This window comes from Streptosporangium sp. NPDC023615 (genome assembly GCF_040640155.1).
GTDB lineage: Bacteria > Actinomycetota > Actinomycetes > Streptosporangiales > Streptosporangiaceae > Streptosporangium.
Window position 1 is genome coordinate 1 of sequence record NZ_JBFABE010000086.1, and the last position, 26,751, is coordinate 26,751.

Genomic DNA, 26,751 nt, shown 5'->3' on the forward strand with positions numbered 1-26,751 from the left:
GCTGAACTGGCTGAACTGGCTGAACTGGCTGAACTGGCTGAACTGGCTGAACTGGAACTGGCTCCCCTCGTCGGGGGCGGGGTCCCGGCGTTGCTGTTGCGCGCGGACTTGATGTCAGTGGATGCGCGGGATTGTTGTCAGTGATGCTGACCGATGCCGAATGGCATGCGCTGGAACCGCTGCTGCCCCGATCGGTGATGGGACGGCCCCGAGCCGATGACCGGCGGGTCCTCAACGGGATCGTCTGGAAGTTCCGGGCCAGCGTGGCCTGGCGGGACGTGCCCGAACGGTATGGATCGTGGCGTTCCCTGCACACGCGTTTTCGCCGCTGGGCCAGGAACGGGACCTTTACCGCGATGCTGCAGGCACCCCAGGCCCAGGCCCAGGCCCAGGCCGATGCGGCCGGTGACATCGACTGGCTGGTCGCGGTGGACTCCACCATCGTGCGCGCTCACCAGCACGCCGCGGGAGCGCGGGAAAAGGGGCTGCGGCCACGGCGCTTGGACGCTCCCGGGGCGGGCTGACCTCGAAGATCCACTTGGCCTGCGACGGCCGGGGCCGGCCCCTGGCGCTGGTGGTGACCGCGGGAAACGTCAACGACTGCACGCAGTTTGCGCAGGTGATGGCCGCCATCCGGGTACCGCGGATCGGCGCGGGCCGGCCCCGGGTGCGCCCCGATCACCTCGTCGGCGACAAGGGCTACAGCTCCCGGGCGATCCGGGCCTGGCTGCGGCGGCGCAGGATCGGGCACACCATCCCCGAGCGCGCCGATCAGATCCGCAACCGGGCCCGACGCGGTCGCCATGGCGGGCGCCCGCCCGCCTTCGACCGTGACATCCACAAGCGGCGCAACGTCATCGAACGCTGCTTCAACCGGCTCAAGCAATGGCGCGGCATCGCCACCCGCTACGACAAGACCGCCGAGTCCTACCAGGCCGCAGTCACATTGGCGGCGTTGTTGATGTGGCTATGAAACTTTGACGACACGCCCTACACCTGTTGGACGTGCTGAAGAACTCCGACTTCCTCACCGGTTTCACCGAGGAGTTCTTCTCGGTGGCCGCGTAGGAGCGCATCGACCGTGACGTCCTCCAGCGCCGCCTGCTGCTGGCCCTCTTCGCGCTGGGCACGAACATGGGCATCCGCGCGATCATGGCCACCGGCGAGCACGGCGAGAGCGAAGCGGCCCTGCGGCACGTGCGCCGGTACTTCATCACCGTCGACAACCTCCGCGCCGCGGTCACCAGGCTGGTGAACGTCACGTTCGCCGCCCGCGATGCCGCCTGGCGGGGACGGGGCACCGTGTGCGCATCGGACTCGAAGAAGTTCGGGTCCTGGTCCAGCAACTTCACGACCGAGTACCACGCCCGCTACGGTGGCAACGGCGTGATGATCTACTGGCACGTCGGGCGGAAGGACGTCTGCATCTACTCCCAGCTCAAGTCCTGTTCGTCGTCCGAAGTCGCGGCGATGATCGAGGGGTTGCTGCGGCACCGCACGGACGCCGAGATCGAGTCCCAGTACGTCGACACCCACGGCGCGAGCGTGGTCGGGTTCGCCTTCACTGAACTGCTCAACTTCCGTCTGCTGCCCCGGCTGAAGAACATCGGCAGCATCCGCCTGTACCGCCCGGACGACACCCCGCCCGGCCGGCCCGCGCTCGGCACCTCACTGACACGGCCGGTCCGCTGGGAGCTGATCGAGCAGCAGTACGACCGGATGGTCAAGTACGCGACCGCGCTCCGACTCGGCACTGCCGAGGCCGAGCAGGTCCTGCGGCGCTTCACCCGCGGCGACCTCAAGCACCCCACCTACGCCGCGCTCGAAGAACTCGGCCGCGCGGTCCGCACGGTCTTCGCGTGCGACTACCTGGCCAGCCCCGGCCTGCGCCGGGAGATCCACGGCGGCCTCCAGGTCGTGAAGAACTGAACTCGGCGAACACCGTGCTGCACTACGGCAAGGACGGAGCCCTGAGCGGCCCGGACAAGGAGCACGCCGAGACCTCGATGCTCGCCCTGCACCTGCTCCGGTCCGCGCTCGTGCACGTCAGCACCTTGCCGGTGCAGCAGGTCCTGGCCGGACCAGCCGGGGCATCAAGGCTGAGTGATGAGGACCGGCGTGGGCTGACCGCGCTGTTCTGGTCCAACGTCAACCCGTACGGGACCTTCCGCCTGGACATGGACAAGCGGCTCGACCTGTTGTCGGCCGCCACCGTGTCCCGGCCCCGCACCCCGGCGGACACCGCCGCCCGAGCAACCACGGAGACACGATGACCGAGACCACGACTTCCAGGACCTCACCGACCCCTGGATGAACGAAGCGTCCTGGCGGGCCCACGACCTGCTGCGGGCCTACGCCGCACGGGACCGCGCCGCGATCGTCGAGCACCTCGCGCGTCTGGAGGACGACCAGCTGGAGTTCGCCAGGGGCGTGTCCGCGAACTTCTACAACGACACCCTGGCGGTGCTCCGCGACACAGGGCGTCCCTGGGGCCCGGCCTCCCTCGTGGGGGAGATCGAGGCGGTGGTCCGCTTCGCACCGGCGGAGCACGAGTTCACGGTCACCACCGCCGCCCGCGGGCCGGCTCGGGGCGAGGTGACGATGCGGGAACTGATCGACGGCGGGTCGTTGGAGGTCCGCGACCGCATCCACACCCTGGCGGTCTGCTCCCTCGCCCTCCGCCTGGTCTCCTTCAGCCGCGATCGGGTCCAGCAGATGCTCGACAAGGCCGCGGACATGACCGAGACGGTGGGCGGACACCCACGGCCGTACTGCGTCGTGTAGGTGGCGGTGCGAGAACCTCCGGAAGGGCCGGGGACAACCTGAACCTGCTCGGCCGCCACAGCCTCACCGCCGGCGCACTGTGCCCGCTGGTCGGACGGCGTACCGCCGTCCGACCAGCCACTTACTTGCTTGGTACCGGGCGGTCCGCACCTGGTCTGCAAGACCGCCGGCGTCCTTGGGGTCAGTGCTGTGCGGCGAACCTGTCTTCGACCGCCTTGAGTACGAGGTCAGGGCGTTCCGTCGGCACCTCGTGGGAGGTGCCCTTGGCGGTGACGAGCGTCCGGTTGGGCGCTTCCTTGACGAATGAGGCGGCCGCATCACGCCAGCGCTGGGCGTCCGGGGGAGAGCCTGCGAACGGGGTCTTCTCCGAGACCATGACCGTTGCGGGCACTGAGGTGGGCCACACCACCTTGTGGAAGGCCTGGTGCGCTTCGGCGAAGCCCTCCGCGGTGGAGATGAGCTGGCGGTTGGCCGGCTTCTCGGGGTCCTTCTTCGCTGCGTCGACGTCCGGCTGGGTCGCGGCGACGAGGCGGGGGATTTCCTCGTCGGTGAAGAACTGAGGGAGGTTGGCGTCGACCAGGACCGCGCCGGAGAGCATCTCCGGATCGTCCTGGGCGAGGTTGTTCGCGATCTCGCCGGCCTGGGAGTGGGCCACCAGGGTGACGTCCTTGGTGATGCCCAACTGCTTGAGGCCCGCCTTGAGGTCACTGACGGCGCTCTGAACCTTCCACGCGCCGGGCACCACGTCGCTCTTGCCGAGGCCTGCCCGGTCGTAGGTGATGACGGTGGCGCCGGTGGCCGCGTGAACCTTGGGGGCGATGTCCTTCCACTGCGAGGAGTCCTCGCCGCCACCCGAGTCCAGGACGATGGTGGAACCGCTGCCTTGTATGACGTAGAAGGCCAGGCGGTGACCGTCGTTGTCGACCATGTGCAGCTTCGCCTCGGCAGCCTCGCCGGTCCCCGCAGAGGCGGGCGGGATGGCGGGCGTAGAGGCCGAGGAGCTGGACGAGGAGTCGTTGCTGCTGCACGCCGTGGCGGCGCCGGCAGCCAGGGTCAGCACGGCGAGAGACGACAGCATGCGGTACATGGACCGGTGCCTGCGGGGAGTGCGGGACATGAGTGATCCTTCGAGAGCAGAGGGTGCGCCGTGTCTGCCCAATCATTCGAGATCCCGGCAGCTCGCACGATCCGGCTGACCTGCCTGTTGGTGGTGGCGCTGGGACCAGCGAGCGCGGTGGGGTTATCCCCCGCGAGCGGCCGCTGAGACTGTGGATCATGTGGGCCTGCTGGTCACGGGGCTCACGCGCGCGCTTTCACGAGGCTGGGCAGGTGGACGGCTCTCCTGGCAGTGACCGAGGGGCGGCGGCACCGTTATACGCGACTCCACCGGACCCGGGACACACCAGCTCGCCAATCTGGGCGGCTGGGACAAGTCCGTAGGAAGGACGCTGGCCAGACGACCCGGCGGCGTCCACAAAATAGATGAAAAACATGACACAAGGCGTCGGGTTTTAGAGCAATCATGAACTCGCCGGTTGGCGCCCATGTGGGTGTGGACCGGGGCCTCACGGATAGACAAGGACCTCAATGCGCGAAACACCCGAGGAGCTCAAGGAGCTTCAGGCTCTCCTCGAAGCCTCCCTTTCCCGCTCCACCTCGCACCTCCGCTCGATCGTCACTGCGAACACCCTGACCGCCGAGCAGGTCACCCGAATTCTGACCGGCATGTGCACCCTCGCCCTGTCCACCGTGACGGCGAAGGGCGAGCCGCGGATCAGCGGGGTGGACGGGCACTTCCTGCACGGAAAGTGGCACTTCGGCACGGCGCGCAGCGCCGCCAAGGCCCGCCATCTCGCTACTCGCCCCGCCGTCAGCGTCGCGCACATGCGCGGTGAGGACCTAGGCGTGTTCACGCACGGCACGGTTGAGATTCTCAACCCTGACAGCGGCGAGCTGGCCGCTGACTGGCCGGACCTGCTCGCCTACTTCAAGGACTTCTACGGCGACGGCGACGACTACTTCGACTGGGACAACGAGGTGGTCTACTACCGGCTGCATCCGCACTGGATGACCGCCTACGCCCCCGGCATCGACAAGCTCACCGGGGTGTCCCGGTCTTGATCTGCGGCACGGACAGTTCGTTCTGAACTGTCTGATCCATCTCCTTACTTCTCTGATCTTGTGCTTCGTGATCTTGCTATCTGTACCGCTTTCCTGTTTTGGTGATCTCTGTTGTGTGGCGCTGACTGCTTGTTCCTTTGTGCTGTCCTGCCTGCTCTGGCGGTTATCGGCCTCGGCCGCCCCGCCCGCGCGTGGGGCCCCGGTGAGGCCTTGGTGGGGCGGATCGCCAGGCTTGGGCCTGGGCGCGCTGGACGCTTTCGGTGTGCTCCTGGGCGGCCCGCTCGACGGGCATCGCGGCGCGCGGGTCGATCTCCTGGGTGATGGCCGACAGGTGTCGGCGCGCCTCCTGGATGGTGGCCGGGGTCCGGCGGCCGGGGAAGGCCGGCGCGACGCGCCTCCGGATCGACCTCTCCGCCGGCCGGGCGGGTGACGGCCGTCCATGATGTTGCGGGCCGCCTCGTGCCGGTCAGCGGTGAGCGTGCTGCCCGGGGTGATGCCGACCTCGCGCAGACCGTCGCCGATCCACATCAGCGGGCGGTCGCCGGTCAGCCGGTAGGAAGACCTGCCCGTCCTCCTGGCCGCGCACGAGGTGATGGCTCTGGCACCCGGCTCCCTCGTGCAGGCGGTAGTCGACCTGCGCCATGGACGCCCCAGCGTGCTCACTCACGCCACCCCTGGCCACCCCCGTCATCAACCCGGCTCAGCCCCGGGTTGCCCGGCCGCGGGTCGTCCGTATCGGGGTGCGTACAACCGCGATCGGCTCGCTGCAGTCGAGGACGCCGTCCCGTCGAACCGTGGGACACGTCGACCGGCTAGTGCTGGTGTTCATGACCCAAGGCTCGTATGAGCTGGGTCGCGATGACGGCGGACCATCCCCAGCCGAGCAGGACGGCGGCGCGGAGCAAGAGGCTGAGGCTGTGCTGGTCGTAGGCGGCGGTGCCGAACAGCAAGATGATCGCGATGCCCGTGGCGACGCAGTACCCGGCCCAGCCGCGCGCGGCGCGCCGGGCGCCGAACCTGCGGGCGAAGACGAAGCACGCGACCGTCAGGCACCCGAATGCCACCATGGCGGCGACGCCGTGGATGAGGTCCGCCATGCTCGGATTCGAGGGCGCGGCGACGCCGGGCGGGAAGCCGAACGCGGGATCGGCGCGGAAGATGCCAGCGATGATCAGGGCCAGCCCGTATACGCCGAGCATCGCGGGGCCCCACGTTCCGGCGGGGCCCGGGTGTAGTGCCCTGCGCAGACCCCACGCGTATGCGAGGTTCAGGACGCCGATGGCGACGAAGTTGACGACCTGGATCCACCCCCGGTCGCCCAGGGCGTGCAGGCTCAGCGGATGCTGTCGGGAGTCGAACCCGCTACGGGTGTAGTCCTGCAACAGCACGACGAGGATGAACAGCGGCCCGGCTATGGCGCCACAGGCGAGCAGCCTTTTCGTCGCCCTCATCACGCCGGCTCGGCGGGTTTGGCGGGTTCGGCAACGCTCGCGCCGCCCGGGGAGGACCCGGCCGCGTGTCGCTGGTCGTGGACGAGCAACGTCAACCAGACCCACCCAACGATGATCATGAGCCGCTGAAAAAGGCCGCCGAAGTCGACGACGGTCGGATTCTGGGCGAAGGCGAGGCTTGACAGCCCGGCGCCGATGAGGCCGAGTGCCCACCCCGCGATGAGCACGGGTCCCCAGCGTCTGCCTGGCCCATCACGCAGTCCGGCTGGCAGCATGCTGGCGAAGACGCAGGTCAACACGCCGGCGACGATGAACGTGGCGCTCTGCACCCAGCCGTGCTCACCGAGGGCCAGCGAGCTGACCGGGTGACGAAGCGGGTCGTACCCGTCCCGCACGGCTCCCTGGACGAGGACGCTCAGCACGAACAGCGGCCCTGCGGCGAGACCGCAGACGTACCCGATCTTCGACATGACACCCTTCCCGAACCGGTAGACGGCTGTCAGTCTGGATTGACAACGTCGCGGCTGTCAATCCAGACTGACAGCCATGGAAGACGTCGAGCTCGTCGCCCGGGTACGGGAACACGACCCCGCGGTGGCACTGCGCGCCGTCGGGGCCCTGCACCGCCTCGCGGAACAGGTGGAGGCCGCCGCGGTGGCGCGCGCCCGCGCGGCGGGCTGGTCATGGGAAGAGATCGGCGACGCGCTCGGGGTGTCCCGCCAGGCCGCCCACACCAAACACGGAAAGTGAGTCCGCGATGTTCGAAAGCTTCACGGCAGGCGCCCGCGACACCATCGCGATCCACGCTCCCGCCGAGGCCCGGCGACGTGGCGATCGACGCGTCGGTACCGAACACCTTCTGCTCGCGGTCCTGCACGATCCCGCGGCGGCTGGCCCGCTGGGCCTCGACGTCGAGAACGTGCGATCAGCCCTCGCCGCCCTGGACGAGGCCGCACTGCGGGCGATCGGCATCGATCCTCGTGGCGTCGAACGGGCACCGGTCCCGGTGCCGAGCAAGCGACTGCCGTTGACATCCGGCGCCAAGGCCGCCCTGTCCCGAGCCCTCACCACGGCACGGCGCACCCGCCCGCGCCAGGTCACCTCAGCACACCTGCTGATCGGACTCCTGGACGGCGACCGCGCCGACCCGGCAACGGGCGTGCTCCTCGAACTCGGCGTGGACCGGGCGGCGGTCCGCGCCCAGCTGCTCTCATGGCCGGGGGCTGAGGAACATCGGAACGAAAAGTGAAGCCCTATCGCCGCAGGTCGAAACGCTGTGGTGGGCTTCCTGCCTCTGGCCGTCACAGGTAGAGGTCTCGGACTTGAACGTCTCAGGACCAGTCCGGCAGCGGGAGGAGCGTCAGCGCGGCTGAGCGGCGGGCGGTCGCTTGAGCGGCGGGCGGTCGCTCGCAGTGGGTGGATCGCCCACGCCCCAACCCCACCGCGGTACGCGGCGTCCGTGAAGTCCGCCGGGAAATGTCGCGGTGGGATGTCGAGAACCCGCGCGCGGCTCCGTCCCTGGAGTGAACACGGCCACAATGGGCTGTACCGCACCAAGGAGAACATGATGGCCAAGTACCTGTTGCTCAAGCACTACCGGGGCGCGCCGGCATCGGTCAACGACGTGCCGATGGACCAGTGGGAGCCGGAGGAGGTCTCGGCCCACGTGCAGTACATGCGGGACTTCGCCACCCGGCTCGAGGGCACCGGCGAGTTCGTCGACAGCCAGGCGCTCTCCCCGGAGGGCACGTTCGTCCGCTACGACGGCGAGGGGCGGCCGCCGGTCACCGACGGCCCGTTCGCGGAGACCAAGGACCTGATCGCCGGCTGGATGGTCATCGACGTCGAGACCTACGAGCGGGCGCTCGAACTGGCCGGCGAGCTGTCCGCGGCTCCGGGCGCGGGCGGCAAGCCGATCCACGAGTGGCTCGAGGTGCGCCCGTTCTACGGCGAGCCGCCCACGGTGACCGAGTGAACGAGTCATTGCTGCGGGAGCTGGTGCCCGCGGTGATCGGTGTCCTCGTCCGTCGCGGGACCGACTTCGCCGCGGCCGAGGACGCCGTGCAGGACGCGCTGGTCGAGGCCGTGCGCGTGTGGCCGGACGACCCGCCGCGCGACCCCCAGGGCTGGCTGGTCACCGTGGCCTGGCGCAAGTTCCTCGACGCCGCCCGCGCCGACACCTCCCGGAGGCAGCGCGAGGTACGCGTCGAGGGCGAGCCCGTGCCAGGCCCGGGCGAGGTGGTGGACGACACGCTCCAGCTCTACTTCCTGTGCGCGCACCCGTCCCTGACGCCGGCCTCGGCCGTCGCGCTCACGCTGCGCGCGGTCGGCGGCCTGACCACGCGTCAGATCGCGCGGGCCTACCTCGTGCCGGAGGCGACCATGGCTCAGCGGATCAGCAGGGCCAAGCGGGCCGTCTCGGGCGTGCGGTTCAACCGGCCCGGTGACGTCGCCACGGTGCTGCGCGTGCTCTACCTGGTCTTCAACGAGGGCTACTCCGGCGACGTCGACCTCGTCGCCGAGGCGATCCGGCTCACCCGCCGGCTGGCGGCCGGGACCGGCCATGAGGAGGTCGCGGGCCTGCTCGCGCTCATGCTGCTCCACCACGCGCGGCGCCCGGCACGGACGGGCCCCGACGGCAGGCTCGTGCCTCTCGCCGAGCAGGACCGCGGCCTGTGGGACACCCGCCTGATCGCCGAGGGCGTCGACGTGCTCCAGGCGGCCCTCGCCCGCGACCGCCTGGGCGAGTTCCAGGCCCAGGCCGCCATCGCCGCGCTGCACGCCGACGCCCGGACGGCCGAGGAGACCGACTGGGTGCAGATCGTCGAGTGGTACGACGAGCTGGTGCGTCTCACCGGCAACCCGGTGGCCCGGCTCAACCGGGCCGTCGCGGTCGGCGAGGCCGACGGCCCGCGGGCCGGCCTGGCCGCCCTGGCAGGACTCGACCCCGCCCTGCCCCGCCACACCGCCGTCGCGGCGTACCTGCACGAGCGTGACGGTGATCCGGTCACCGCGGCACGGCTCTACGCCGAAGCCGCCCGATCGGCGCCCAACCTCCCCGAACGCGACCACCTCACGCGGCAGGCCGCCCGGCTCAACGCGCGGCTGCGCGGTTGAGGGCCCCGCTCGGGTCGGCGCGACCAAATGAAAAGTAGCCCGGGGTGAGTGTCGTTGCTCTTCGCGTCCGCAGAAATGACCATTTCGGCGAACCACACGAGCTACATCCGGGTATGTGCGTATGTGTGCAGTGCGTCGCGGACGAACCTCGCCCCCGCCTCGTCGTCGTACATGGCGGCGAAGCGAGGGTCGTCGACGAACATGTCCCCGATGCCGTTCACCATCTCGATCGAGCGCTCCCGGTCCCCCTCGGCGGTGGGGGTGCCCGGGATCTGACTCAGCCACCGGACGTGCCGGGCGGCCAGCGACTGAGCGTGTTCCGATGTCGGCGAAGCTCCGGCCTTCGCTGCGGCGACCCATGCGGCGACGAGGTCGTCGGTGTCCTGCTTCCAGGCCCGCTGCTGGTCAAGGCTCTTGCCGTGCCACCAGTCGTTGCTCACCTGGAACGCGTGCTCGCCCCAACGTGAGATCACCTCGTCCTTGTAGAGGTCATTGAACCCCGCCAACATGACATCCATCCGCGGTTCCACCCCGGCCTGCAGCGCCTCGAGCGTGTGACGCACGGACCGGACCTGCCGTTCGATGCGGTCCCGTTCCTCTTCCAGCGCGGCGATGTGGGCGCGGAGCCCGTCGAGCGCGTCCACCTCCTCGGCCAAGACCTCGGCGATGGCCGGCAAGCCCATGCCGAGCCGGCGCATGAGCAGGATCCGCTGGAGCCGGGCGACCGCGGTGGGGTTGTAGTAGCGGTACCCGTTCGCGCCGACCCGCGACGGGGCCAGGAGCCCGACGCGGTCATAGTGACGCAGGGTCCGGCTGGTGATACCGGCCCTTGCCGCGAGTTCCTGGATCGTCCATTCCATCCCTTCAGTGTCACCCGAGGCGGAGCGTGGTTGCGATGATCTCCGAGGCGTCGGCGTGCAGGGCTTGGGCCGCCGTCTTCCCGGTCGCCGCCAGGTAGGTGTCGACCAGCCGGTTGCCCGCGGCGTACCCCGCGCCCATCGGCAGTCCCACCGGGGTGACGCCGAGGTGCTCCGCGCCTGGGTCGCCGTGCACCCAGGCGGTGAAGTTCTGCATGCCTGTCACATCGAGCCCGGTGAGCACTTTGGCGAAGACCTCGTCGTCGTGCAGGTGCGGCACACCGATACGAGCGGGGCCGAGCTCATCGCCGTAGAGCTGGCGGGCGAAGGCGTCGGCCAGGCCCTCGCCGACGATGTGCTCGCCAACCGTAACGGTCATCGGGTCCCACACCACCCCGCCCGGACTCCACCGCAGGTTGTGATTGAGTTCGTGCACGGCGGTGGCCTCCAGCCGCTCCACGTTCTCGGGGAAGGGCCAGAACGTGATGGCGATGTTGCCCGAGATGCCGCCGAACCCGGTCAATCCTTTGCAGGGACCCATGAAGTATTCGTCACCCGGATCGCCGAGGACGAAAAGCACGGTGATGTCCGGGGCCTCCAGCCCCGGTGTCGCCTCCAGCAGTATGGCGAGAGCGTGGTCGAGCGCGTGTTGCATCCGCTCCCAGGCTCCGGCCGCCGCCAGAGTTTCGAGTGCCGCCAGGCAACGTTCCTCGTCGCGGTCGATGGGGAACCCGGACGATTGGAGGTGTACGGCTACCAGGTCAAGCTCGCCCGGATGGTAGCGGTACATACCCCTGTTGGCCTCCAGCATCGAACGCAGCAGGTCAACGCGATCCGTGACCGGGGACAGCAGGATCTGCCGCATGGCGGCGCAGGTGTCAAGAACAGTGATCGACATGGTCCCGATGCTAGAAGTTGACGCAGCGTCAAGGTCAAACCAGCGGCGCTCTTCGTCGAGACACAGCCAGGCACGCGGTCACCCAGGCCTGTCGCGACCGGCGATGATCGGCTGTCGCAGCTCCGCCCGGCCGCGCGGGAACCGGTCGAACCGGCCGTAGAACTTCGGCAACGGTGCGAAACCGAGCTGCGTATCGCGGTGCTTCGCCGCGACCAGGTCCTGCTCGGCACCGGCCGACGTCCGGTGCTCAACCAGGTCCCCAAGACTCATCCGAAAGCGATGCGAAGCGCCCTTGGAACGATCCATATGCGGCTGCTCGGAAACCGGCCTAGCATCCCGGAAACGACCGCCGCCGCGAAGGGCCACAACGCGACGGCGGTCTGTTGTGCCATCCGGTCAGGCAACCGAAGGAGCAACGTGACGATTCTAGTGACAGGCGCGACCGGGAACATCGGTCGCCGTGTGGTGGATCGGCTGGTGGGTGCCGGTCAGCGGGTGCGGGCCATGACCCGCGATCCGCGGGCTGCGCGCCTCACCGACGGGGTCGAGGTGGTGTACGGGGATTTCGGGCGGCCTGAGACCTGGCCGGACGTGCTGGACGAGATCGAGCGCGTCTACCTGTTCCCTTTCGCCTATGTCGCCTCGGAGCCCGGGGCCGGGTTCGTCGAACAGGCGGCGAAGGCGGGTGTCCGCAGGTTCGTGGTGCACTCCGCCGCGGCTGCCGGATTCGCCCCCGGTGACGAGCCGGGCGACCGGAGCCTCAGCCCGCTCCGGCGCCACCTCGCCGAGGAACGGCAGGCTCATCGTGAGCTGGAGCTGATGGTGGAGGCCACCGACGCCGAATGGACCCATGTGCGGCCGGGGCTGCTCGCGGTCAACGCCCTGGGATGGGCGGAGCGGATCCGCGCCGAGCGGGTGGTGCGTGAGCCCTACGGCACCGCCGGATATCCGCTGGTGCACGAGGCCGACATCGCCGAGGTGGCGGTCGCGGCACTGCTGTGCGACTCCCACGTCGGCGCCGCGTACACGATCACCGGTCCGGCGAAGATCTCGCAGGCTGAGCAGGTGAGGGCGATCGGCAGGGCGATCGGAGAAGAGATCCGCTTCGAAGAACTGACACCGGAGCAGGCCCGCGAGCAGTGGCTTCAGGACGGTTGCCCGCCGGAGACGGCCGACTGGCGGATCGAGTTGCTGGCCGCGGCGGTCGACGGGCCGGGATCACTCCCGCCGACCACCACCTTCCAGCAGATCACCGGACGCCCCGCGCGTACCTTCGCGCGGTGGGCCCTCGACCACGCGGCGGACTTCCGTCCGGCCGGACGCATGGAGGAGGCGGCATGACGATCCTGGTGACCGGAGCGACCGGCCTGGTGGGCCGGGAGGTTGTCGGCCAACTACTGAAGACGGGCCACGATGTGCGCGCACTCACCCGCCGGCCCGCGGCCGCCGGGCTGCCCGAAGGGGTCACCGTGGTCGAGGGCGACCTGGAGCGGCCCGAGTCACTGCGGGCCGCCCTGCGAGGCGTCGAGCGGATGTACTTGTTCCCTGTTCCGCACGCGGTCTCCGACGTCGTCGCGATGGCGAAGCGGGCCGGCGTCCGGCGGGTGGTGGTCCTGTCCGGAGCGGAGGCCGACAACGACGCGTTCGGGAGCGGCTACCAGGTCGTCGAACGGGCAGTGGAGGAGTCCGGGCTGGAGTGGACGCACCTGCGGCCGGGTGAGTTCGCGGGCAACTGGCTGGACCGGGCGGAGAGGGTGCGTACCGAGCGGGTGGTACGCCGGCCCTACGGCGGCGCGGTGACCCAGCCCACCCACGAGGCTGACGTCGCCGCGGTGGCCGCCACGGTCCTGGCCGAGGACGGCCATGCGGGCATGACGTACACCTTCGCCGGACCCGAGGCGCTCACCGTGGCCGAGCAGGTGAGGGCGATCGGGGTGGCGATCGGTCAGGAGATCCGATTCGAGGAGCAGGATCCGGCGGAGGCCCGCGACGAGTGGATTCAGGAGGGTTATCCGCCGGAGGTCGTCGACTGGCTGTTCGGAATGTGGGCGGAGTCCGCACGCGACCCCGCACCCGTCGACGAGGAGCGAGCCGCCGTCGTACAGCGTCTCACCGGCCGTCCCGGTCGCACCTTCGCGCGGTGGGCGGCGGACCATGCGGCGGACTTCAAACAACCCATCCCGTAGAAAGGACCGTCTCCACGCCGATCTGAAGAGGGCCGGCGAGATCCCGTCCGATCACCTCGATCGGACGGGATCGAGCTCGTCTGTGCTCGGCGACCGCTGCAGGCGCGCCGGCCAGCTTCGAAAGGTACCCCGGCCGCTGGTAGGCCTTGAACCACACCGGCAGGGACATCACGGGCTGATCATCCTGCGTCTCGCCGCGGGTCCACTTCACCTCGTCGATCGACGAAGTGAGAACCTCCGCCGGTTCCTGTGCCGACACGGCTCCGTGCCGAAGGGCTTGACGGAGGCTTCGACGCCCGCGCTTCCCCCGGCGGTGACGCCTGTGCTTACGGAGAACTCCCAGCCATGCGCGGCGGTGAGCTCGACTATTCTGGGGTAGCCGGGCCATTCGGTCACCGTGTCGTCTTCTCTGGAGCGCGCCTCGATGAACTGGCTCTATCTCGTGGGGATCGTCCTCTTCCTCCTGGCGCTGATGTTCTCCATCGCGCTGCACGAGATCGGTCACCTCGTGCCCGCGAAGATCTTCGGCGTGCGGGTGACCCAATACATGGTCGGCTTCGGCTCGACCGCCTGGTCACGGCGTAGGGGCGAGACGGAGTACGGCATCAAGTGGATCCCGTTCGGCGGCTACATCCGCATGATCGGCATGCTGCCGCCCCGGCCGGGTGACGACCCCGCCAAGCTGAGGAGCAACGCCACCGGCCCGTTCCAGGGCCTGATCGAATCGGCCCGCGACGCCGCGCAGGAAGAGGTGCTGCCCGGCGACGACGACCGCGTCTTCTACCGCAAGAAGTGGTGGCAGAAGGTCATCATCATGTCCGGCGGGCCGCTGATGAACTTCGTGCTCGCGTTCGTCTTCTTCACTGTCTTGCTGGTCGGCATCGGCCTGCCCGTCGAGGTCCCGATCGTCTCGCCCGGCACCAACACGTGCGTGATCCCCGTCTCCGAGCAGCGCGCCGCCTGCAGGCCCGGCGACCAGCCCACCCCGGCCGCGCAGGCGGGCCTCAAGCCGGGCGACCACATGGTCTCCTTCAACGGCGCCACGATCGGCTCCTGGGGCGACGCCATCCATCTGATCCGCACCCACGGCCCCGGCCCTGTCCAGCTCGGCATCGTCCGTGACGGCAAGCCGATGACGCTCGACGTCACGCTCATCGTCCAAGACCGGCCCAACCCCAAAGACCCCGAGAAGATCGACAAGAACGTCGGCTTCCTCGGCGTGCGGCCCACCGAGGTGATGGAGCGGCAGAGTGCCGGCCAGGTGATCGGCTACATGGGCGAGATGACGGCCAGGGTGGCGGGCTCGATTCTCAACCTGCCGGAGAAGATGGTCGGTGTCTGGCACGCGGCCTTCTCCGGCCAGGAACGCGACCCCGAGGGCCCGATGGGCGTGGTCGGCGCGGGCCGCATGGGCGGCGAGATCATGGCCTCCGACTCGTCCGGCGAGGAGAAGATCGCCACCTTCGTCAGCCTGCTGGCCGGCTTCAACCTGGCGATGGGCATGTTCAACCTGATCCCGCTGCTGCCGCTCGACGGCGGGCACATCGCGGGCGGGCTCTGGGAGGGGCTCAAGCGGGCCTACGCCAGGGTCATGCGGCGGCCGAAGCCCACGTACGCCGACATCGCCAAGGTGCTGCCGCTGACGTACGCGGCGGCGCTGGTAATGATGATCATGGCGGGCCTGCTGGTCTACGCCGATCTGGTCAACCCTCTCACGCTCACCCGCTGAGGCCTTCGGGCCCAGCACCCGGACGACAGCCCGGCACCGCGACCAGCCCGAGATCCTCATCAACCACCACCCGCCTACCGATCCGATGTCGTGGGGTTCTCCTCGCAGCCGTTTTGGCTGCATGCGAGGGGGCGGGGTCCTGGGTGAGGGCGCGTCGGCCGGCCAGGAGCACCGGCCCGGCGAGCAGGCGGGCAGTGGCCCGTGGCCCGGCGCATGCATCCGAGGGCGCCGCCCTTGCTGGTGACGCGGGATCGGCGGAACCCGGTGTCGAGGTCCTCGACGTTGAGCGACAGGACCTCACCGTACTTCCGTTCCATGGTGGGTCTTTTCGACCGTCACGGCGCTGTGGGTCTCCAGCACCGGGCAGGCATCACCGTTGACGAGTGGGTGACCGGAGCTGGGGTGCCCCGTGATGGCCATGCGGCCGTGCTGCCTCGGTCACACGCCGACCACCCGTTCGCCTTCGCGATCGCGCAGAGGGCGAACGCGGTCGGCCTGTTCATCGGCCAGGTGGCCGGCCCTTCGGCCGCCTGAGCACGAAGACGCCCCAGCCGAGGTAGCGCCTGCCGTACCTGAGGTGCGAGCTCCGGGCCCGGTCGAGGAACTCCTGGATCTCGTCGGCTTCGGGGTCGGCGGGCTCGGCGGCGAGGTGGTCGGCGAGGCTCCACCACTGGCTCGCCATGTAGCGGTCCCAGCCGTCGCCGTCGGCCAGCACCATCTCGGCCAGCTCGACCCCGCACGACTCGAACCGTTCGAGGGTGCCGCCCAGCGAGGTGAACTCTCCCGGCCCCATGCCCAGGGCCTCGTACGCCTCCGGCGGCGGCTCGTCGATCCAGTACGGCTCGCCGACCAGCAGGGTGCCGTCCTCGGCGAGCGCTGGGAGCATGAGGCCGAGGGTGCCGGTGAGGCCTCCGCCGATCCAGGTGGCGCCGATGCACGAGACCAGGTCGTAGTCGGCTCCCTTGACGCCCGCGGCGTAGCGCGCCGCCTCCGCCCGTTCGAAGCGCACCTTGTCCTCGACGCCGAGTTCGACCGCCCGTGCCACGGCGGCGGCATGGAAGACGTGGCTGATGTCCACGCCGACGCCCTCCACCCCGTGCGCGGCGGCCCATCGGCAGAGCATCTCGCCCTTGCCGCTCGCGAGGTCGAGCTGGCGCATGCCCGGCCGCAGCCGGGCCACCTCGCCCAGCAGGTCGAGCTTGGCGTCGGTGATCGGGTTGAGTATCCGGCGGCGTCCTTCGGCGATCTCGTGGAAGCGCAGGCTCATGCACCGGACCCTACCTCCCCCCGCCGCTCCAGCCGGGTCGGCGCCGGTTCAGGCACCGGCCTCGAGCACGGCGAGGTCGCGCACCGCGTAACGGTGATGCTCGGCCTCCTCCTTCAGCACCACCTTGAGGCAGCGGCGCACGACGTACTCCTGGTCGGGATAGGGGTCCGCCGGCCTGCGACCGCATACCCGGTCGAGCTCGGCCTCGGTGAGCCCGTCGACGACACGCCGCATCGTGGCCATGCGGGCGAGCCGCGGCGCGAGCACCTCGTCGAGCGTCGGGGTGGCCTCGAGGATGAGCCCGAGCTTCGCCGTCGCCTCGGGTGGCATCCCGCCGTGAGGGAAGCCCAGCGGATGGTACGGCGCCTCCTCCTCCAGCACGGCATTGCCGAGCCAGGCATCGCCGGCGAACAGCAGGTGCCGCTGGGTCTCGACCAACGACCACTCGCCGTTGACCCGCTCGTGCAGCCTGGCCTCGGGCAACAGCCTGGCGCGGTCGAGCGTCGCCGCCCACAGCGCCTCGAGGGCATCCCACGCAGCCCGGTAGTCGTCGGGGGATGCGGCCTCACGCGCCGACACCCGCGTGGGGTGGCGCCGGTCGAGCTCGGCCTCGACGTAGGCGGTCACGTCGACGTCGTTGACGACGAGCCGCTCGAAGGCGCCGCCGAGGTAGACGTCGCTCCCGTAGCAGTCGACGATCTTCAGGCCGCTGACCTCGCAGTCGCGGATCTCGAGACCGGCAAGGTCGCACAGGTGGATGCGGGCACCACGGAACCGGTCACTCTGGGCGTACTCAGCAGTCATCGAGGCAGTCTTCCGCACCCGTCCCGCCTGCACCACCCTTGGCGGCCAAGTTACGGACCCAATCGCGTGTACTCGGCTGCGCGACTCTTACCGGCTCCCCGAGACCCGGAAGGTGTATCGGTGCAAGGACTGAGCGTCACCGCGATCTCCGGACATGAGGCGGGGGCCGCGACCGATTCCACGACGAGGTGAGCACCAGACCACCCCGACGGGCACGCCCGGTCGCGGCGCACACCGGCTACCGGGACAACGAGGAGGTCGGCCGCCGGATCGCCGACCTGACGGGGTGGCTGATCGCGGGCCGTCGTGCGGACGGGTCAGCCGGGAGTCGTACCCGGGTGCGACCACCGTCGCAGGCGAGGTTCGTCCCGGATGCGGAGGAGGACGGGCGCCTGCGCCCCGAGGATGGAGATCATCTTCTCGCTCCGGAGGAAGGCCCGTATGCCGTTCACCACCGTCACCGCCGCCACCGCGCTCCTGCTGTCCATCCTGCCGGTCCCCGGTCAGGCCGATGTGCGGGAGGCGCTCGACGCCGTCGTGGCCGCCGGCGCGCCCGGCGTCCTGGCCAGGATCGATGACGAGCGCGGAACCTGGATCGCCACCAGCGGCAAGGCCGACCTGGGCACCGGCCGGCCGGTGCCGCGCGAGGCCCGCTTCCGTGTGGCCAGCCTCACCAAGAGCATGGTGGCCACCGTCGTCCTGCAGCTCGTCCAAGAGCGCGCGCTCACCCTGGAGGAGCCGATCGGCGAGCGCCTGCCGGGACTTGTGGCGGGAGACGACCGGATCACCGTGCGCCAGTTGCTCAACCACACCGGTGGCCTGGCCGACTACGTGGCCGCCGACGAGTTCGCCGACCCCGAGCAGTACGGCCGCCGAACCTATACCCCGCGGCGGCTCGTGGCCGAGGGCGAACGGCTGCCCCGCAAGCTGCCGGACCGCTTCGCCTACTCCAACACCGGCTACGTCCTGCTCGGCCTGCTGGTTGAGAAGGTGACAGGAAACGACCTGCGGGACGAGCTCGAACGCCGGATCTTCCGCCCGGCCGGGATGACGCGCTCGTACCTGCCCCTGACCGACCCGGCCGTCCGCGGCCCGCACGCCACCGGCTACCACCTGCCCCGCGGCGCCGACCCGGCCGAGCCGGGCGCGCTGCGGCCGATCACCCGGCTGAACCCGTCCTTCGCCTGGGCCGCCTACGGCGTGGTGTCGGACGCCCGCGATGTGAACCGCTTCTACCAGGCCCTCTTCGGTGGCCGGCTGATCGGCGCGGGTCTGCTCGCCCAGATGCGCACCGGGGTCGCGACGCCGCAGGCGCCGGTCTTCCCCAGGTACGGCCTGGGGCTGGAGTCGGTCGGCCTCACCTGCGGCGAGATGTGGGGCGCGACCGGCTCCATCCCCGGCTACCAGACGTTCGCCTTCGCCGACGCCACCGGCAAGCGCCGGATGACGGTATCGGTCAACGTGCAGCGCAACGACCCGAAGGTCGCGATCATGCTGCTGGCCGCCGTCGACGCGCTGAACCGCTACTTCTGCGGTGAGCCCTACCCGCCGCTCAGCTCCAGCGCGACGGGCCCGGGCCGCTGACAGGCCGGACCGCGTTCGGCATGCTGGGGTCTGCTTGCCTGAGGTGCCTTGACGGCATTCGAGCGGCTGACCGGCCACTTCACTCGGCAACCCCGGACAAGCAGGGGGACCCATGGCGCCATTACCGCCACGCATCCTGGTAACGACCGGCATCCACGGCCTCGTGGCGGTCCTCGGGATCGCCTGGCTGGTCGGCGTCGCCACGAACGACGGCGGGGAGCCTGCCGGCAGCGGCACGAGCGCCACCGAAGGCGCCACCGCGGGCGTTCCCGGCGACGCGACGAACCCGCCCGGCGACGCGACGGACGCGTCCGGACCCCCGACCGGCACGACCACCGACAACGTCCCGCGGCTTCCGGCTGCTCCTCGCCTCCGGAGGCCGGCTCTTCCTGGTCAACCCGGCGTGGAAACTCGGCCGCGACCAGACGATCGTGGTCCCGTACGACGGCAGCATCCGCATCCAGCTCATCTCCCAGCCGTGACGGCCGCCCTCACACCGAGGCGGATGGTCGCACGTCGCGACGAAGCCCCGACGAATCGGCCGGTCCCCGCGTCAGGACCGTCCCACCGGACGCGGCGGGCGGCCGTTCCGCGGAGGTGGGCGCGAGTGCCCACAGAACCGCGGGGCCGACCGGGACGCGCCGAGGTCGCCGTACACCGGTGCGGGCCGTGCCGCGCGGGGATGCTCCGAAGGTCATGAACGCTGTCGGTGTTCAGGCATCGGGCCGGGTAAGGGTGCTCATGACGGTGAACGCCAGATGACGCCGCGCCGCATCCGTGGTGAGCCGTCCCAGCCGCACGCTGTCGGCCGCGGCCACCATCAGCCACGTCAACGTTGCCAGGACCCACTCCGGATCCACCTCGACGCGGAAGTGGCCGCTTTCCTGTCCGCGGTGCACCAGCCGACGTAGCTTGTCCTCCGTCTGCGCGGTCTGGGCCAGCAACGACGCCTCTATGTGCTCACTCAGTGGTTGCAGTCCGAGCAGGCCGACCACCGGAGCCAGCCGGCCGAGCGTTTCGACCACCCGGGCGAGCGCCTGCGTCGGTGTGCCCTCCTCCGTCGCGGCCTCGTCTACCGCTCGAACGTAAGCCTGTGCCGCGGCCTGGCACTGACGACGATCGTTGGATTGGCGGCCGTGGATTCGCTCAACCCCGCGACGATCGCCGGTGTGACATTGATCTTGCTGGCGCCGTTGCGTCGTCCGGGGATCATCGCGCTGGCCTACGTGGCCGGCGCCTACACCGTGGTGCTCGCTACGGGGGCCGCGTTGTTCGCCGGCAGCGGAGAACTGGGGGAGGCCGTGCAGGGCGGTGCGGCACTGGTGCGCCGCGGCGCACTGCTGCTGGCCTCCGTCATCCTCGTTGCCGGCGGAGTCCGGCGGTTACGGACGCGCAGGCGCGCGGCGGTGGTGCTGCCAAGCCGGCTCGGTCCATGGACCGCCGCCCCGCTGGGAATGCTGGTCACCGGAGCGGACCTGCCCAACGCCTTCCCGTACCTGATCGCCATCGAGCGACTGAACGCCGCTCACGTACCGACAGGCGCCGGCATCGTCGTTCTCGCCTTCTACGCCCTTGTCTACTGCCTGCCGTGTCTGCTGCTGTTGTTCGCAGGCCTCACCTGGCGCGCGCAGATCACGTCCCGCCTGCGGCGGGTGTACGAACATCTCGGTGCTGAGCGCGTGCAGCCGCGCTCGGTTCCGATCGCCCTCGGCCTGTTCCTGCTGGCCGCCGCGGTGACCGCGCTGGCGTTTGCTTTGTGAGCGTTTCGGCATGGACGTCCGGACGGGCGGGGCCCGGGTCGATGTCCTGTATCGGTTCGACGGACCAGCGTTGAGACCCCGGCTTCGCCGATCGGTGAAGGGCGGCGGTATGACGGGTGGTGACCGGGTCAGGACGGTCGGCGAACCCCGTGATCTGGACGAGCTGCGCCGTCCCGCCCAAGCCGGAACCGCGACGCCGTGGTGGAGCCGGTCGAGATCGTCGGTGAGCGCGGTGACGTGGCCGAGCTGTGCGGCTCGCCGGGGCCGGCGGCGGCCACGCCGCCGAGATGCTGGCCGGCCCGGGGGCGCGGGAAGGCCGGAGCGGCGACCGGGCGGCCCGTGACTTCAGCGAGCTGTGGTTCCTTGAGGCTGCCTTGGCCGGTTCATGCTGTTGCCCTGTGTGATGATTCATCTACTCTCCGTATAAATCATTGTCGGGATTCGGGCGACATGAACCCTGTGCGAAGGAGAGTCGCATGAAAAGGACGCTCGCTGCCGTCCTGGTGGCGTTGACCACGGTGGCCACCGCAGTGGTCGGGGAGCCTGTGCATCCGGCGCCGACCGGACCCGGCTCTCACGAAAGACTCCACACCGTTGGTGAGAGCACGGCCGGCGCCACACCGTCCGGCGCGACGGGCAGCCGGCCAAGGGACGCGGCCCGAATCAAGAGGGCTGTCGGTGTCGTCGGGCTGACCACCACCCAGCACCTGGTGGCCTTCGATGCCCGTTTCCCCGCCCGCCTTCGCGACCTGGGGCCGATCCGAGGCCTGGAGGACGACACCGAGATCATCGGCATCGACTACCGCGTCCGAGACGGACAGCTCTACGGCGTCGGGAACGCAGGCGGGGTGTACACGCTCACCCGATCGGCAACGGCCACCACGGCCGCCAGGGTCTCTCAGCTGACGGTGGCGCCGAGCGGCTCGGCCTTCGACGCCGACTTCGATCCGGTCACCGACGTGTTGCGCGTGGTCAGCAACACCGGGCAGAACCTGCGCCACGACCTTGAGGGGCTGGGCGCCGCGCCCGGCCTGCAGGCGGTGACGCGGCCGGGCCGGACCGTGGCCGACAAGCCACTGAGCACACCGCCCTTCCCGCCGCCCACCGCGCCGGCCACCGTGGCCACGCCTCCCGCCGCACCCTCCACGTCCACCGCCGCGCTCGGCTTCCTGGGTGCCGCCCACACCAACAACGACCTCAGCCCCGTCACCGCCACCGCGCTGTTCGCCGTGGACACCGTCACCGACCGGCTGAGCCTGCAGTCACCCGCCGACATCGGCGCGCTGATCCCCGTCGGTGACCTGCGGGTGGCCGCGACAGGCCCGGTGGGATTCGACGTCCACAGCTCGCTGCGCGGCGGGGTCACCGTCTCCAACAGCGCCTTCGCCACGCTGAAGGTCGCCGATCGCTACGGCCTGTACGGCCTCGACCTGCTCACCGGAGCCGTCAACCACCACTACGGCACCTTCCCCGCCCATCGCCGGGTCGTCGACATCGCCGTCCAGCTCAACCGCGGCTGACCCGCCGGCGGCCCTCGGGGCCGGGCTGGGATCCCGAACAGCTCCCGCTGCTCGCCCTGGCCGGGACCGCCCTCGTCGAAGGTCACCGGCTTCAGGCGGCGCGGGCGCGTGACCGGGCCCCGCTCTGGGTTGGACGCGCCCGGATCCCAGCCGCTGACGCCGACCGTGCAGGCCGGGCCGGGCGTTTGTTCCCCGCCCGGTCACCGGGCCGTCACCACCGCGTGCACCGTCTCGATGGATCACGCGACGACGTCCGCGTTTCCCAAGGAAACACTCACCACCTGGGAAAACTTGCGTACATCATCTGCGTGGACGCAACCGGGCAGGCGACCCGATTCGAACATACTTCGGGAAACGGGATGAGGTGATGGCTGAACCGGTTCACACGGCCAGAGCCAGCCGACCGAAGGGGACTGAAGATGGCAGAACCCGATTTCACCGCGTTTTTCCACGCCACACCGGCCGCATTGGCGTTGTTGTCGCCGGATCTGGTCTACACCACGGTCAACCAGACCTTCGAGCGACTGACGGACCGCTCACGCCAGGAGATCGTCGGCCGCCATCTACTGGAGATCTTTCCCGGCAGCCCGTCGACAGACCAGGGAGAAGCGCTGCAGCTCTCGATGCAACGGGTCCTGGCCGAGAGCGCGATCGACATCATGCCGTTGCAGCGCTATGACCTGGAGATTCCCGGTAGACCGGGGCAGGTGCAGGAGCGGTACTGGAACATCACCAACGCTCCCTTGCTGGACGAGCGGGGCAACACCTGCGGCGTGGTCAACCTGCCGCAGGAGGTGACCGCCTTCGTCCGGCAGATGAAAACCAGGGGAGTGACGGTCACCGCCGAGAACGCCCTGGCGCCCATGGCCGCGATCGAGGCTCAGTTGTTCGCCCAGGCCGCCCAGCTGCAGGAGATCAACCAGCGGCTGCGTCACGGTGAGGCGAAGCAACGCCAGGTCGCGCAGGAACTACGCGCAGCGATACAACACCAGCAACAAGCCGTCGCCGACACCTCCCACGACCTGCGCGGCCCCATCACCGGCCTGCAGACCCTCCTGCAGGTCGCCCTCGCCGACCCCGCGGCCGACGCCCGCCAGATCCTGCTGGCCGCCCTCGACGACGCCAAGCACCTGGGCGCCATCGTCGGCGACCTGCTGGAACTGGCCAGGCTGGAGGCCGGCGCACCCGCCGACACCGAGCCGGTCGACCTGGCCCACCTGGTGAGAAGAGAACTGCTTCACCGCCAGGCAACGATCACCACGATCACCACTGCCACGTCCCTGGATGCCGGGGTGCTGGTCCAGGGGTCGGCGGTCCGGCTGGGCCGCCTGGTGGGCAACCTGCTGGCCAACGGTGAACGCCACGCCCACTCTCGCCTGGAGGTGACCGTGGGCGCCCAAGGCGACCAGGCGATCGTGGAGGTGATCGACGACGGACCCGGCATTCCCCGGGCCGACAGGGAAATGGTCTTTCGCCGATTCTTCCGCCGCTCCGACGCCCGCCGCAGCGACCCCGGCGGCACCGGTCTGGGATTGCCCATCGCCCGTCAGATCGCCCAGACGCACGGCGGCACCCTGCATGCCACCGATCCCGTCGGCTCCCGCCCCGGAGCGCGACTGCTGTTACGCCTTCCCCTGCTGCGCACCTGATACGGGTCTCGAACCGGCCTGCTCCGGGAACTCATCGGGCGTCCCGCGGGTCAGCCTGCGCGGTGCAACCGGCGTGACACCAGGATATCAGTGTTGACTTATATAAGTATAAATCGGTACAGTCTCCTTCGTGCACGCGTTCGACATCCTCGGTGACCCCGTGCGCCGGCGCATTCTGGAGCTGCTCGCCGACGGTGAGCGGACCTCCGGGGCGATCACGGACGTCATCCGGGCCGAGTTCGCCATCTCCCAGCCCGCTGTCTCCCAGCATCTGCGTGTGCTGCGTGACAGCGGGTTCGCGTCGGTGCGGGCTGAGGGCGCACGGCGGTTCTACGCTGTCGAGCCCGCGCCGCTGAGCGAGGTCGACGCGTGGCTGGACCGGTTTCGCCGGTTCTGGGAACAACGCCTCGACGCCCTGGGGACCGAGCTGGCCCGGGGCAGGTGCGCACGCCCGCCCCGGGCCGGCGGAGAACCCGCTCGGCAGGCCGGGTCGGGCACCGATACCGGTAAAACTGATCCATCATCGACAGAGGCATGACATGAAAGACATACTGGACGAGCTGGCCGCCGTGCACCGGGCGATGGGCAACGGCAGAGTGCCCGCCGGCGAGGCGTACACCGTGGAGCTGCGGCGTCGATACGACGCGGAGATCGACGATGTCTGGGACGCCATCACCGACCCCGAGCGGTTGCGCCGCTGGTTGAAGCCGGTCACCGGGGACCTCAGGCCTGGCGGGAGGTTCGCGTTGGACAGCGGTGAGCACGGCGACATCCTCAGGTGCGAGCCGCCGCGTCTGCTCAAGGTGTCCTGGCTCTACGGACCGGAGGCCGACGCCTGGCCCGGCACGAGCGAGGTGGAAGCGCGCCTGGTCCCGGGCCCCGACGGCGACACGGAGCTCGAGCTGATCCACGCGGCGTTCATCGGGGAGCCCTCCTTCCCCACCTACGGCCCAGGTGCCGGCGGCGTCGGCTGGGACCTGGCCCTGCTCACCCTGGCCCGGTTCCTGGCCGACGGCGAGATCGCCGACCACGAGGAGTTCGAGAAGTCACCCGAAGGACGCGAGTTCAGCCGGCGCAGCGCCGCAGCCTGGGGCCGGGCTCATTCGGCCGCCGGTGGCGAACCGGAGCACGTCGCGGCCGCGGTCGAGGCCACCACCAGGTTCTACGCACCCGACCCGGCCTGACACCCCCGCTGCGGGGGCCGGCCGGCGCCCTCGGCGCTCGCGTCCGCGACGAGAATGACGAGTCGCCAGGCGGGGGGCCGCTCCCACGCCGCGTTAGCTCGTCAATGCGGGCCGAGATCGAACAGCGAACGCACCCTCTGGCCCCCGGCCGCAGATCACACGTCCGCCCCCTGCCTCACGGACACGGAATGCGGTGCCCTCAGCCGAGGAGCGCGACGAGCGGTGCAAAAGCACGTCGTCCCCCACCCAGAAGGAAAAGAATGATGCGTCCATGAAATACACCGTCTCCATCGAGATCGCCCTGCCGCGGGAGAAGGCGGTCCAGTTGCTCACCGACCCGGTACACCTGCCCAAATGGCTGCGGGGCCTGGTGCTGCACGAGCCGATCAGCGGGGAGCACGGGCACCTCGGCACCAGGTCGCGGGTCGTGATGCAGATGGGCGGGCGGAGGATCGAGTGCACCGAGACGATCACACGCCGGGAACCGGCAGACCTGCGCGAGATCCCGAAAACGAGCGTCGTTCACTTCGACCGTGAGATCGTCGGCGAGGGCATGTGGAGCGTCGTGCGCGAACGGCTGACCGAAGCCGGTCCGGAAACGACGCTCTGGGAGAACGAGAACGAGTACCGATTCAGCGGCTTTCTGATGAAGCTGGCGGGACTTCTGATGCCCGGTGCCTTCCGCAAGCAGTCGCAACAGCACATGCGGGACTTCAAGGCGTTCGCCGAGCAGGGGAAGGACGTCCGCGAGACGACGGACTGACCTGCCGTAACCGGTCAGGCGTCTGACGGTGTGGCGTGTTGGTCTTCCCTTCGTCCGTGGATGACCGCCGGGGCGAGCGCCACCGGCGCTGTCTGGAGATGAGCGTTGCCGAAGGCGGCGAGGCCGGTGCCGCGGCGCGTGAAACGCTCCGCAGCCATCCGGGCATCCGTCCGGAGTGACCGGTGATCCGGGTCGCGCCCACCCGGCCGGGCCGGCCGCTGTGGCTCAGCCTGCCTCGGGCCGCGAGCCACCAGGCGATCGCCCGGACCGGGTTCAGCGGCGGCCGTGTCCGGGCGCGGGCAGACTCGTCGTCTCGTCGTCTCGTCGTCTCGTCGTCTCGTCGTCTCGTCGTCTCGGTGCGGACGGTCGGAAAGCTGTTGTCGCGGCCGTTGCCGGCGATCACGAGGGGGCGGGACCCGGGCACGGCGACGGAGGTCCTCCGGGTAAAAGGATCTTTACCGCTGTCGTTCTCCGCTCGCCCGGCGAGGTGAGGTGTCATGGGTGGCACGAGGGGGTTGTCGTGATCGTGGTGGGAGTGGACGGTTCGCGGGCGGCGCTCGCGGCCGCGGGCTGGGCGGCGCGGGAGGCCGCGCTTCGCGGCGACGCGCTGAACCTTGTGCACGCCATGCCCGCCTGGCCTCTGGAGATCTCCGAGCGGGACCGCTATGCCGAGGTGGGCCACTGGATGCGCGAGGGGGCCACCTCCATGCTGGACGCGGCACTGGAACGCGTCCGCCAGGAGGATCTTCGTGTCGCGGCGCGGACGCATCTGGTGGGCGGTGATCCGCGCGCGGTCCTGATCGAGGCGGCCGCCGACGCCGGACTGCTGGTCGTGGGCTCACGCGGGCGCGGTGACGTGGCCGGGCTGCTGCTGGGGTCGGTCAGCCACTCGCTGCTGCACCACGCCACCTGCCCGCTGGTCGTGACCCCGGCCCGGGTCTCTTCCTGACCGTTCCCGCCCGGACCGTTCCCGCGCAGGCGGTTCCACTTTCGTCGCGGACGCCACCCGCGCACCGGCCGGTCGGCGTCCGGCGGCCTACGTCTGGGCGATCACCCGGATCGGGCTGGGCTTCATCT

General features: G+C 70.0%; 27 protein-coding genes and 2 pseudogenes. 19 read left to right on the plus strand and 10 right to left on the minus strand.

The window, feature by feature from the left end; translation table 11 throughout:
* The first annotated feature begins 197 nt into the window (after window positions 1-197).
* The 3 genes and pseudogenes from AB0G16_RS34955 (at window position 198) to AB0G16_RS34965 (ending at window position 2,784) form a co-directional block, all read left to right on the plus strand.
* Window positions 198-973, plus strand: a pseudogene (locus AB0G16_RS34955) (IS5 family transposase).
* Between the two features lie 161 nt (window positions 974-1,134).
* Window positions 1,135-2,273: pseudogene (locus AB0G16_RS34960) on the plus strand (Tn3 family transposase).
* A 37-nt stretch (window positions 2,274-2,310) separates the two neighbouring features.
* Window positions 2,311-2,784 carry a hypothetical protein gene (locus tag AB0G16_RS34965; protein WP_362814738.1) on the plus strand — a complete coding sequence of 158 codons (474 nt, stop codon included), beginning with the start codon at window positions 2,311-2,313 and terminating at the stop codon, window positions 2,782-2,784.
* A gap of 181 nt (window positions 2,785-2,965) precedes the next feature.
* Here AB0G16_RS34965 and AB0G16_RS34970 read toward each other — a convergent pair whose 3' ends face one another.
* Window positions 2,966-3,901: an alpha/beta hydrolase gene (locus AB0G16_RS34970; protein ID WP_362814740.1), complete on the minus strand. Its 936-nt coding sequence runs from the start codon at window positions 3,899-3,901 to the stop codon at window positions 2,966-2,968.
* 470 nt (window positions 3,902-4,371) lie between these two features.
* Here AB0G16_RS34970 and AB0G16_RS34975 point away from each other — a divergent pair, with 470 nt between their 5' ends.
* Entirely contained in the window at window positions 4,372-4,905 is a 534-nt protein-coding gene (locus tag AB0G16_RS34975; RefSeq protein WP_362814742.1) for a pyridoxamine 5'-phosphate oxidase family protein, read from the plus strand.
* Between the two features lie 812 nt (window positions 4,906-5,717).
* Here AB0G16_RS34975 and AB0G16_RS34980 read toward each other — a convergent pair.
* Both AB0G16_RS34980 and AB0G16_RS34985 read right to left on the minus strand, forming a co-directional pair.
* Window positions 5,718-6,356 carry a DUF998 domain-containing protein gene (locus tag AB0G16_RS34980; RefSeq protein ID WP_362814744.1) on the minus strand — a complete coding sequence of 213 codons (639 nt, stop codon included), beginning with the start codon at window positions 6,354-6,356 and terminating at the stop codon, window positions 5,718-5,720.
* Window positions 6,356-6,826: a DUF998 domain-containing protein gene (locus tag AB0G16_RS34985; RefSeq protein WP_362814746.1), complete on the minus strand. Its 471-nt coding sequence runs from the start codon at window positions 6,824-6,826 to the stop codon at window positions 6,356-6,358. Before AB0G16_RS34985 ends, AB0G16_RS34980 begins: the two co-directional genes overlap by 1 nt.
* Before the next feature lie 76 nt (window positions 6,827-6,902).
* On the opposite strand from AB0G16_RS34985, the gene AB0G16_RS34990 reads away from it, so the two are divergent.
* The 4 genes from AB0G16_RS34990 (at window position 6,903) to AB0G16_RS35005 (ending at window position 9,473) form a co-directional block, all read left to right on the plus strand.
* Window positions 6,903-7,106 (plus strand): helix-turn-helix domain-containing protein, encoded by a 204-nt coding sequence (locus tag AB0G16_RS34990; protein WP_362814748.1) that lies wholly within the window; start codon window positions 6,903-6,905, stop codon window positions 7,104-7,106.
* Window positions 7,107-7,113: 7 nt separating this feature from the next.
* Complete coding sequence (locus tag AB0G16_RS34995; RefSeq protein WP_362814750.1) at window positions 7,114-7,605, plus strand: Clp protease N-terminal domain-containing protein; 492 nt, start codon at window positions 7,114-7,116, stop codon at window positions 7,603-7,605.
* A 318-nt stretch (window positions 7,606-7,923) separates the two neighbouring features.
* Complete coding sequence (locus AB0G16_RS35000; protein ID WP_362814789.1) at window positions 7,924-8,331, plus strand: YciI family protein; 408 nt, start codon at window positions 7,924-7,926, stop codon at window positions 8,329-8,331.
* Window positions 8,328-9,473, plus strand: a complete 1,146-nt coding sequence (locus AB0G16_RS35005) for a DUF6596 domain-containing protein (RefSeq protein WP_362814752.1) — start codon at window positions 8,328-8,330, stop codon at window positions 9,471-9,473. The genes AB0G16_RS35000 and AB0G16_RS35005 overlap by 4 nt, the downstream gene beginning before the upstream one ends.
* Window positions 9,474-9,574: 101 nt before the next feature.
* Here AB0G16_RS35005 and AB0G16_RS35010 read toward each other — a convergent pair whose 3' ends face one another.
* From AB0G16_RS35010 to AB0G16_RS35020, 3 genes are all read right to left on the minus strand, one after another.
* Complete coding sequence (locus tag AB0G16_RS35010; protein WP_362814754.1) at window positions 9,575-10,333, minus strand: MerR family transcriptional regulator; 759 nt, start codon at window positions 10,331-10,333, stop codon at window positions 9,575-9,577.
* Between the two features lie 10 nt (window positions 10,334-10,343).
* Complete coding sequence (locus AB0G16_RS35015) at window positions 10,344-11,228, minus strand: DUF2268 domain-containing putative Zn-dependent protease (RefSeq protein ID WP_362814756.1); 885 nt, start codon at window positions 11,226-11,228, stop codon at window positions 10,344-10,346.
* Between the two features lie 78 nt (window positions 11,229-11,306).
* The gene (locus AB0G16_RS35020) at window positions 11,307-11,534 is read right to left on the minus strand and encodes a hypothetical protein (protein ID WP_362814758.1); all 228 of its coding nucleotides are present in this window, start codon (window positions 11,532-11,534) and stop codon (window positions 11,307-11,309) included.
* Between the two features lie 111 nt (window positions 11,535-11,645).
* Here AB0G16_RS35020 and AB0G16_RS35025 point away from each other — a divergent pair, with 111 nt between their 5' ends.
* Window positions 11,646-12,569, plus strand: a complete 924-nt coding sequence (locus AB0G16_RS35025; protein ID WP_362814760.1) for an NAD(P)H-binding protein — start codon at window positions 11,646-11,648, stop codon at window positions 12,567-12,569.
* Complete coding sequence (locus tag AB0G16_RS35030; RefSeq protein WP_362814762.1) at window positions 12,566-13,414, plus strand: NAD(P)H-binding protein; 849 nt, start codon at window positions 12,566-12,568, stop codon at window positions 13,412-13,414. The genes AB0G16_RS35025 and AB0G16_RS35030 overlap by 4 nt, the downstream gene beginning before the upstream one ends.
* Here the strand turns inward: AB0G16_RS35030 and AB0G16_RS35035 are convergent.
* Window positions 13,395-13,673, minus strand: coding sequence for a hypothetical protein (locus AB0G16_RS35035; protein WP_362814764.1), 279 nt, complete (start codon window positions 13,671-13,673; stop codon window positions 13,395-13,397). The two genes, AB0G16_RS35030 and AB0G16_RS35035, sit on opposite strands and share 20 nt — an antisense overlap.
* 138 nt (window positions 13,674-13,811) lie before the next feature.
* Here AB0G16_RS35035 and AB0G16_RS35040 point away from each other — a divergent pair, with 138 nt between their 5' ends.
* On the plus strand, window positions 13,812-15,143 hold the full coding sequence (locus AB0G16_RS35040) for a site-2 protease family protein (RefSeq protein WP_362814766.1): 1,332 nt from the start codon (window positions 13,812-13,814) through the stop codon (window positions 15,141-15,143).
* A 499-nt stretch (window positions 15,144-15,642) separates the two neighbouring features.
* On the opposite strand, the gene AB0G16_RS35045 is transcribed toward AB0G16_RS35040, so the two are convergent.
* On the minus strand, window positions 15,643-16,410 hold the full coding sequence (locus AB0G16_RS35045) for a methyltransferase domain-containing protein (protein ID WP_362814767.1): 768 nt from the start codon (window positions 16,408-16,410) through the stop codon (window positions 15,643-15,645).
* 48 nt (window positions 16,411-16,458) lie between these two features.
* Window positions 16,459-17,214 (minus strand): DinB family protein, encoded by a 756-nt coding sequence (locus tag AB0G16_RS35050; protein WP_362814769.1) that lies wholly within the window; start codon window positions 17,212-17,214, stop codon window positions 16,459-16,461.
* Between the two features lie 441 nt (window positions 17,215-17,655).
* Between AB0G16_RS35050 and AB0G16_RS35055 the strand changes: the two genes are divergently transcribed.
* Window positions 17,656-18,798: a serine hydrolase domain-containing protein gene (locus AB0G16_RS35055; protein ID WP_362814771.1), complete on the plus strand. Its 1,143-nt coding sequence runs from the start codon at window positions 17,656-17,658 to the stop codon at window positions 18,796-18,798.
* A 713-nt stretch (window positions 18,799-19,511) separates the two neighbouring features.
* On the opposite strand, the gene AB0G16_RS35060 is transcribed toward AB0G16_RS35055, so the two are convergent.
* Window positions 19,512-19,742, minus strand: a complete 231-nt coding sequence (locus AB0G16_RS35060) for a hypothetical protein (protein ID WP_362814773.1) — start codon at window positions 19,740-19,742, stop codon at window positions 19,512-19,514.
* A gap of 27 nt (window positions 19,743-19,769) precedes the next feature.
* Here AB0G16_RS35060 and AB0G16_RS35065 point away from each other — a divergent pair, with 27 nt between their 5' ends.
* The 7 genes from AB0G16_RS35065 (at window position 19,770) to AB0G16_RS35095 (ending at window position 26,623) form a co-directional block, all read left to right on the plus strand.
* Window positions 19,770-20,558, plus strand: coding sequence for a GAP family protein (locus AB0G16_RS35065; protein ID WP_362814775.1), 789 nt, complete (start codon window positions 19,770-19,772; stop codon window positions 20,556-20,558).
* A 710-nt stretch (window positions 20,559-21,268) separates the two neighbouring features.
* On the plus strand, window positions 21,269-22,078 hold the full coding sequence (locus AB0G16_RS35070) for a DUF4394 domain-containing protein (protein WP_362814777.1): 810 nt from the start codon (window positions 21,269-21,271) through the stop codon (window positions 22,076-22,078).
* A 419-nt stretch (window positions 22,079-22,497) separates the two neighbouring features.
* Window positions 22,498-23,727, plus strand: coding sequence for a PAS domain-containing sensor histidine kinase (locus AB0G16_RS35075; RefSeq protein ID WP_362814779.1), 1,230 nt, complete (start codon window positions 22,498-22,500; stop codon window positions 23,725-23,727).
* A gap of 130 nt (window positions 23,728-23,857) precedes the next feature.
* Complete coding sequence (locus AB0G16_RS35080; RefSeq protein ID WP_362814781.1) at window positions 23,858-24,265, plus strand: metalloregulator ArsR/SmtB family transcription factor; 408 nt, start codon at window positions 23,858-23,860, stop codon at window positions 24,263-24,265.
* A gap of 1 nt (window position 24,266) precedes the next feature.
* A complete protein-coding gene (locus AB0G16_RS35085; RefSeq protein WP_362814783.1) occupies window positions 24,267-24,911 on the plus strand; it encodes an SRPBCC family protein in 645 nt (214 codons plus the stop codon).
* Window positions 24,912-25,182: 271 nt separating this feature from the next.
* The gene (locus AB0G16_RS35090; RefSeq protein WP_362814785.1) at window positions 25,183-25,674 is read left to right on the plus strand and encodes an SRPBCC family protein; all 492 of its coding nucleotides are present in this window, start codon (window positions 25,183-25,185) and stop codon (window positions 25,672-25,674) included.
* 520 nt (window positions 25,675-26,194) lie between these two features.
* Window positions 26,195-26,623: a universal stress protein gene (locus AB0G16_RS35095; RefSeq protein WP_362814787.1), complete on the plus strand. Its 429-nt coding sequence runs from the start codon at window positions 26,195-26,197 to the stop codon at window positions 26,621-26,623.
* The last annotated feature ends 128 nt before the right edge of the window (window positions 26,624-26,751 follow it).

Bases quoted from the DNA above. Each gene is read 5' to 3' on its own strand.
- AB0G16_RS34995 (WP_362814750.1), top strand. From the start codon at position 7,114: ATGTTCGAAAGCTTCACGGCAGGCGCCCGCGACACCATCGCGATCCAC.
- AB0G16_RS35015 (WP_362814756.1), bottom strand. From the start codon at position 11,228: ATGTCGATCACTGTTCTTGACACCTGCGCCGCCATGCGGCAGATCCTG.
- AB0G16_RS35090 (WP_362814785.1), top strand. From the start codon at position 25,183: ATGAAATACACCGTCTCCATCGAGATCGCCCTGCCGCGGGAGAAGGCG.
- AB0G16_RS35055 (WP_362814771.1), top strand. From the start codon at position 17,656: ATGCCGTTCACCACCGTCACCGCCGCCACCGCGCTCCTGCTGTCCATC.
- AB0G16_RS34980 (WP_362814744.1), bottom strand. From the start codon at position 6,356: ATGAGGGCGACGAAAAGGCTGCTCGCCTGTGGCGCCATAGCCGGGCCG.
- AB0G16_RS34990 (WP_362814748.1), top strand. From the start codon at position 6,903: ATGGAAGACGTCGAGCTCGTCGCCCGGGTACGGGAACACGACCCCGCG.
- AB0G16_RS34965 (WP_362814738.1), top strand. From the start codon at position 2,311: ATGAACGAAGCGTCCTGGCGGGCCCACGACCTGCTGCGGGCCTACGCC.
- AB0G16_RS34985 (WP_362814746.1), bottom strand. From the start codon at position 6,826: ATGTCGAAGATCGGGTACGTCTGCGGTCTCGCCGCAGGGCCGCTGTTC.
- AB0G16_RS35085 (WP_362814783.1), top strand. From the start codon at position 24,267: ATGAAAGACATACTGGACGAGCTGGCCGCCGTGCACCGGGCGATGGGC.
- AB0G16_RS35010 (WP_362814754.1), bottom strand. From the start codon at position 10,333: ATGGAATGGACGATCCAGGAACTCGCGGCAAGGGCCGGTATCACCAGC.
- AB0G16_RS35000 (WP_362814789.1), top strand. From the start codon at position 7,924: ATGGCCAAGTACCTGTTGCTCAAGCACTACCGGGGCGCGCCGGCATCG.
- AB0G16_RS35075 (WP_362814779.1), top strand. From the start codon at position 22,498: ATGGCAGAACCCGATTTCACCGCGTTTTTCCACGCCACACCGGCCGCA.
- AB0G16_RS34975 (WP_362814742.1), top strand. From the start codon at position 4,372: ATGCGCGAAACACCCGAGGAGCTCAAGGAGCTTCAGGCTCTCCTCGAA.
- AB0G16_RS35045 (WP_362814767.1), bottom strand. From the start codon at position 16,410: ATGAGCCTGCGCTTCCACGAGATCGCCGAAGGACGCCGCCGGATACTC.
- AB0G16_RS35020 (WP_362814758.1), bottom strand. From the start codon at position 11,534: ATGGATCGTTCCAAGGGCGCTTCGCATCGCTTTCGGATGAGTCTTGGG.
- AB0G16_RS34970 (WP_362814740.1), bottom strand. From the start codon at position 3,901: ATGTCCCGCACTCCCCGCAGGCACCGGTCCATGTACCGCATGCTGTCG.
- AB0G16_RS35050 (WP_362814769.1), bottom strand. From the start codon at position 17,214: ATGACTGCTGAGTACGCCCAGAGTGACCGGTTCCGTGGTGCCCGCATC.
- AB0G16_RS35030 (WP_362814762.1), top strand. From the start codon at position 12,566: ATGACGATCCTGGTGACCGGAGCGACCGGCCTGGTGGGCCGGGAGGTT.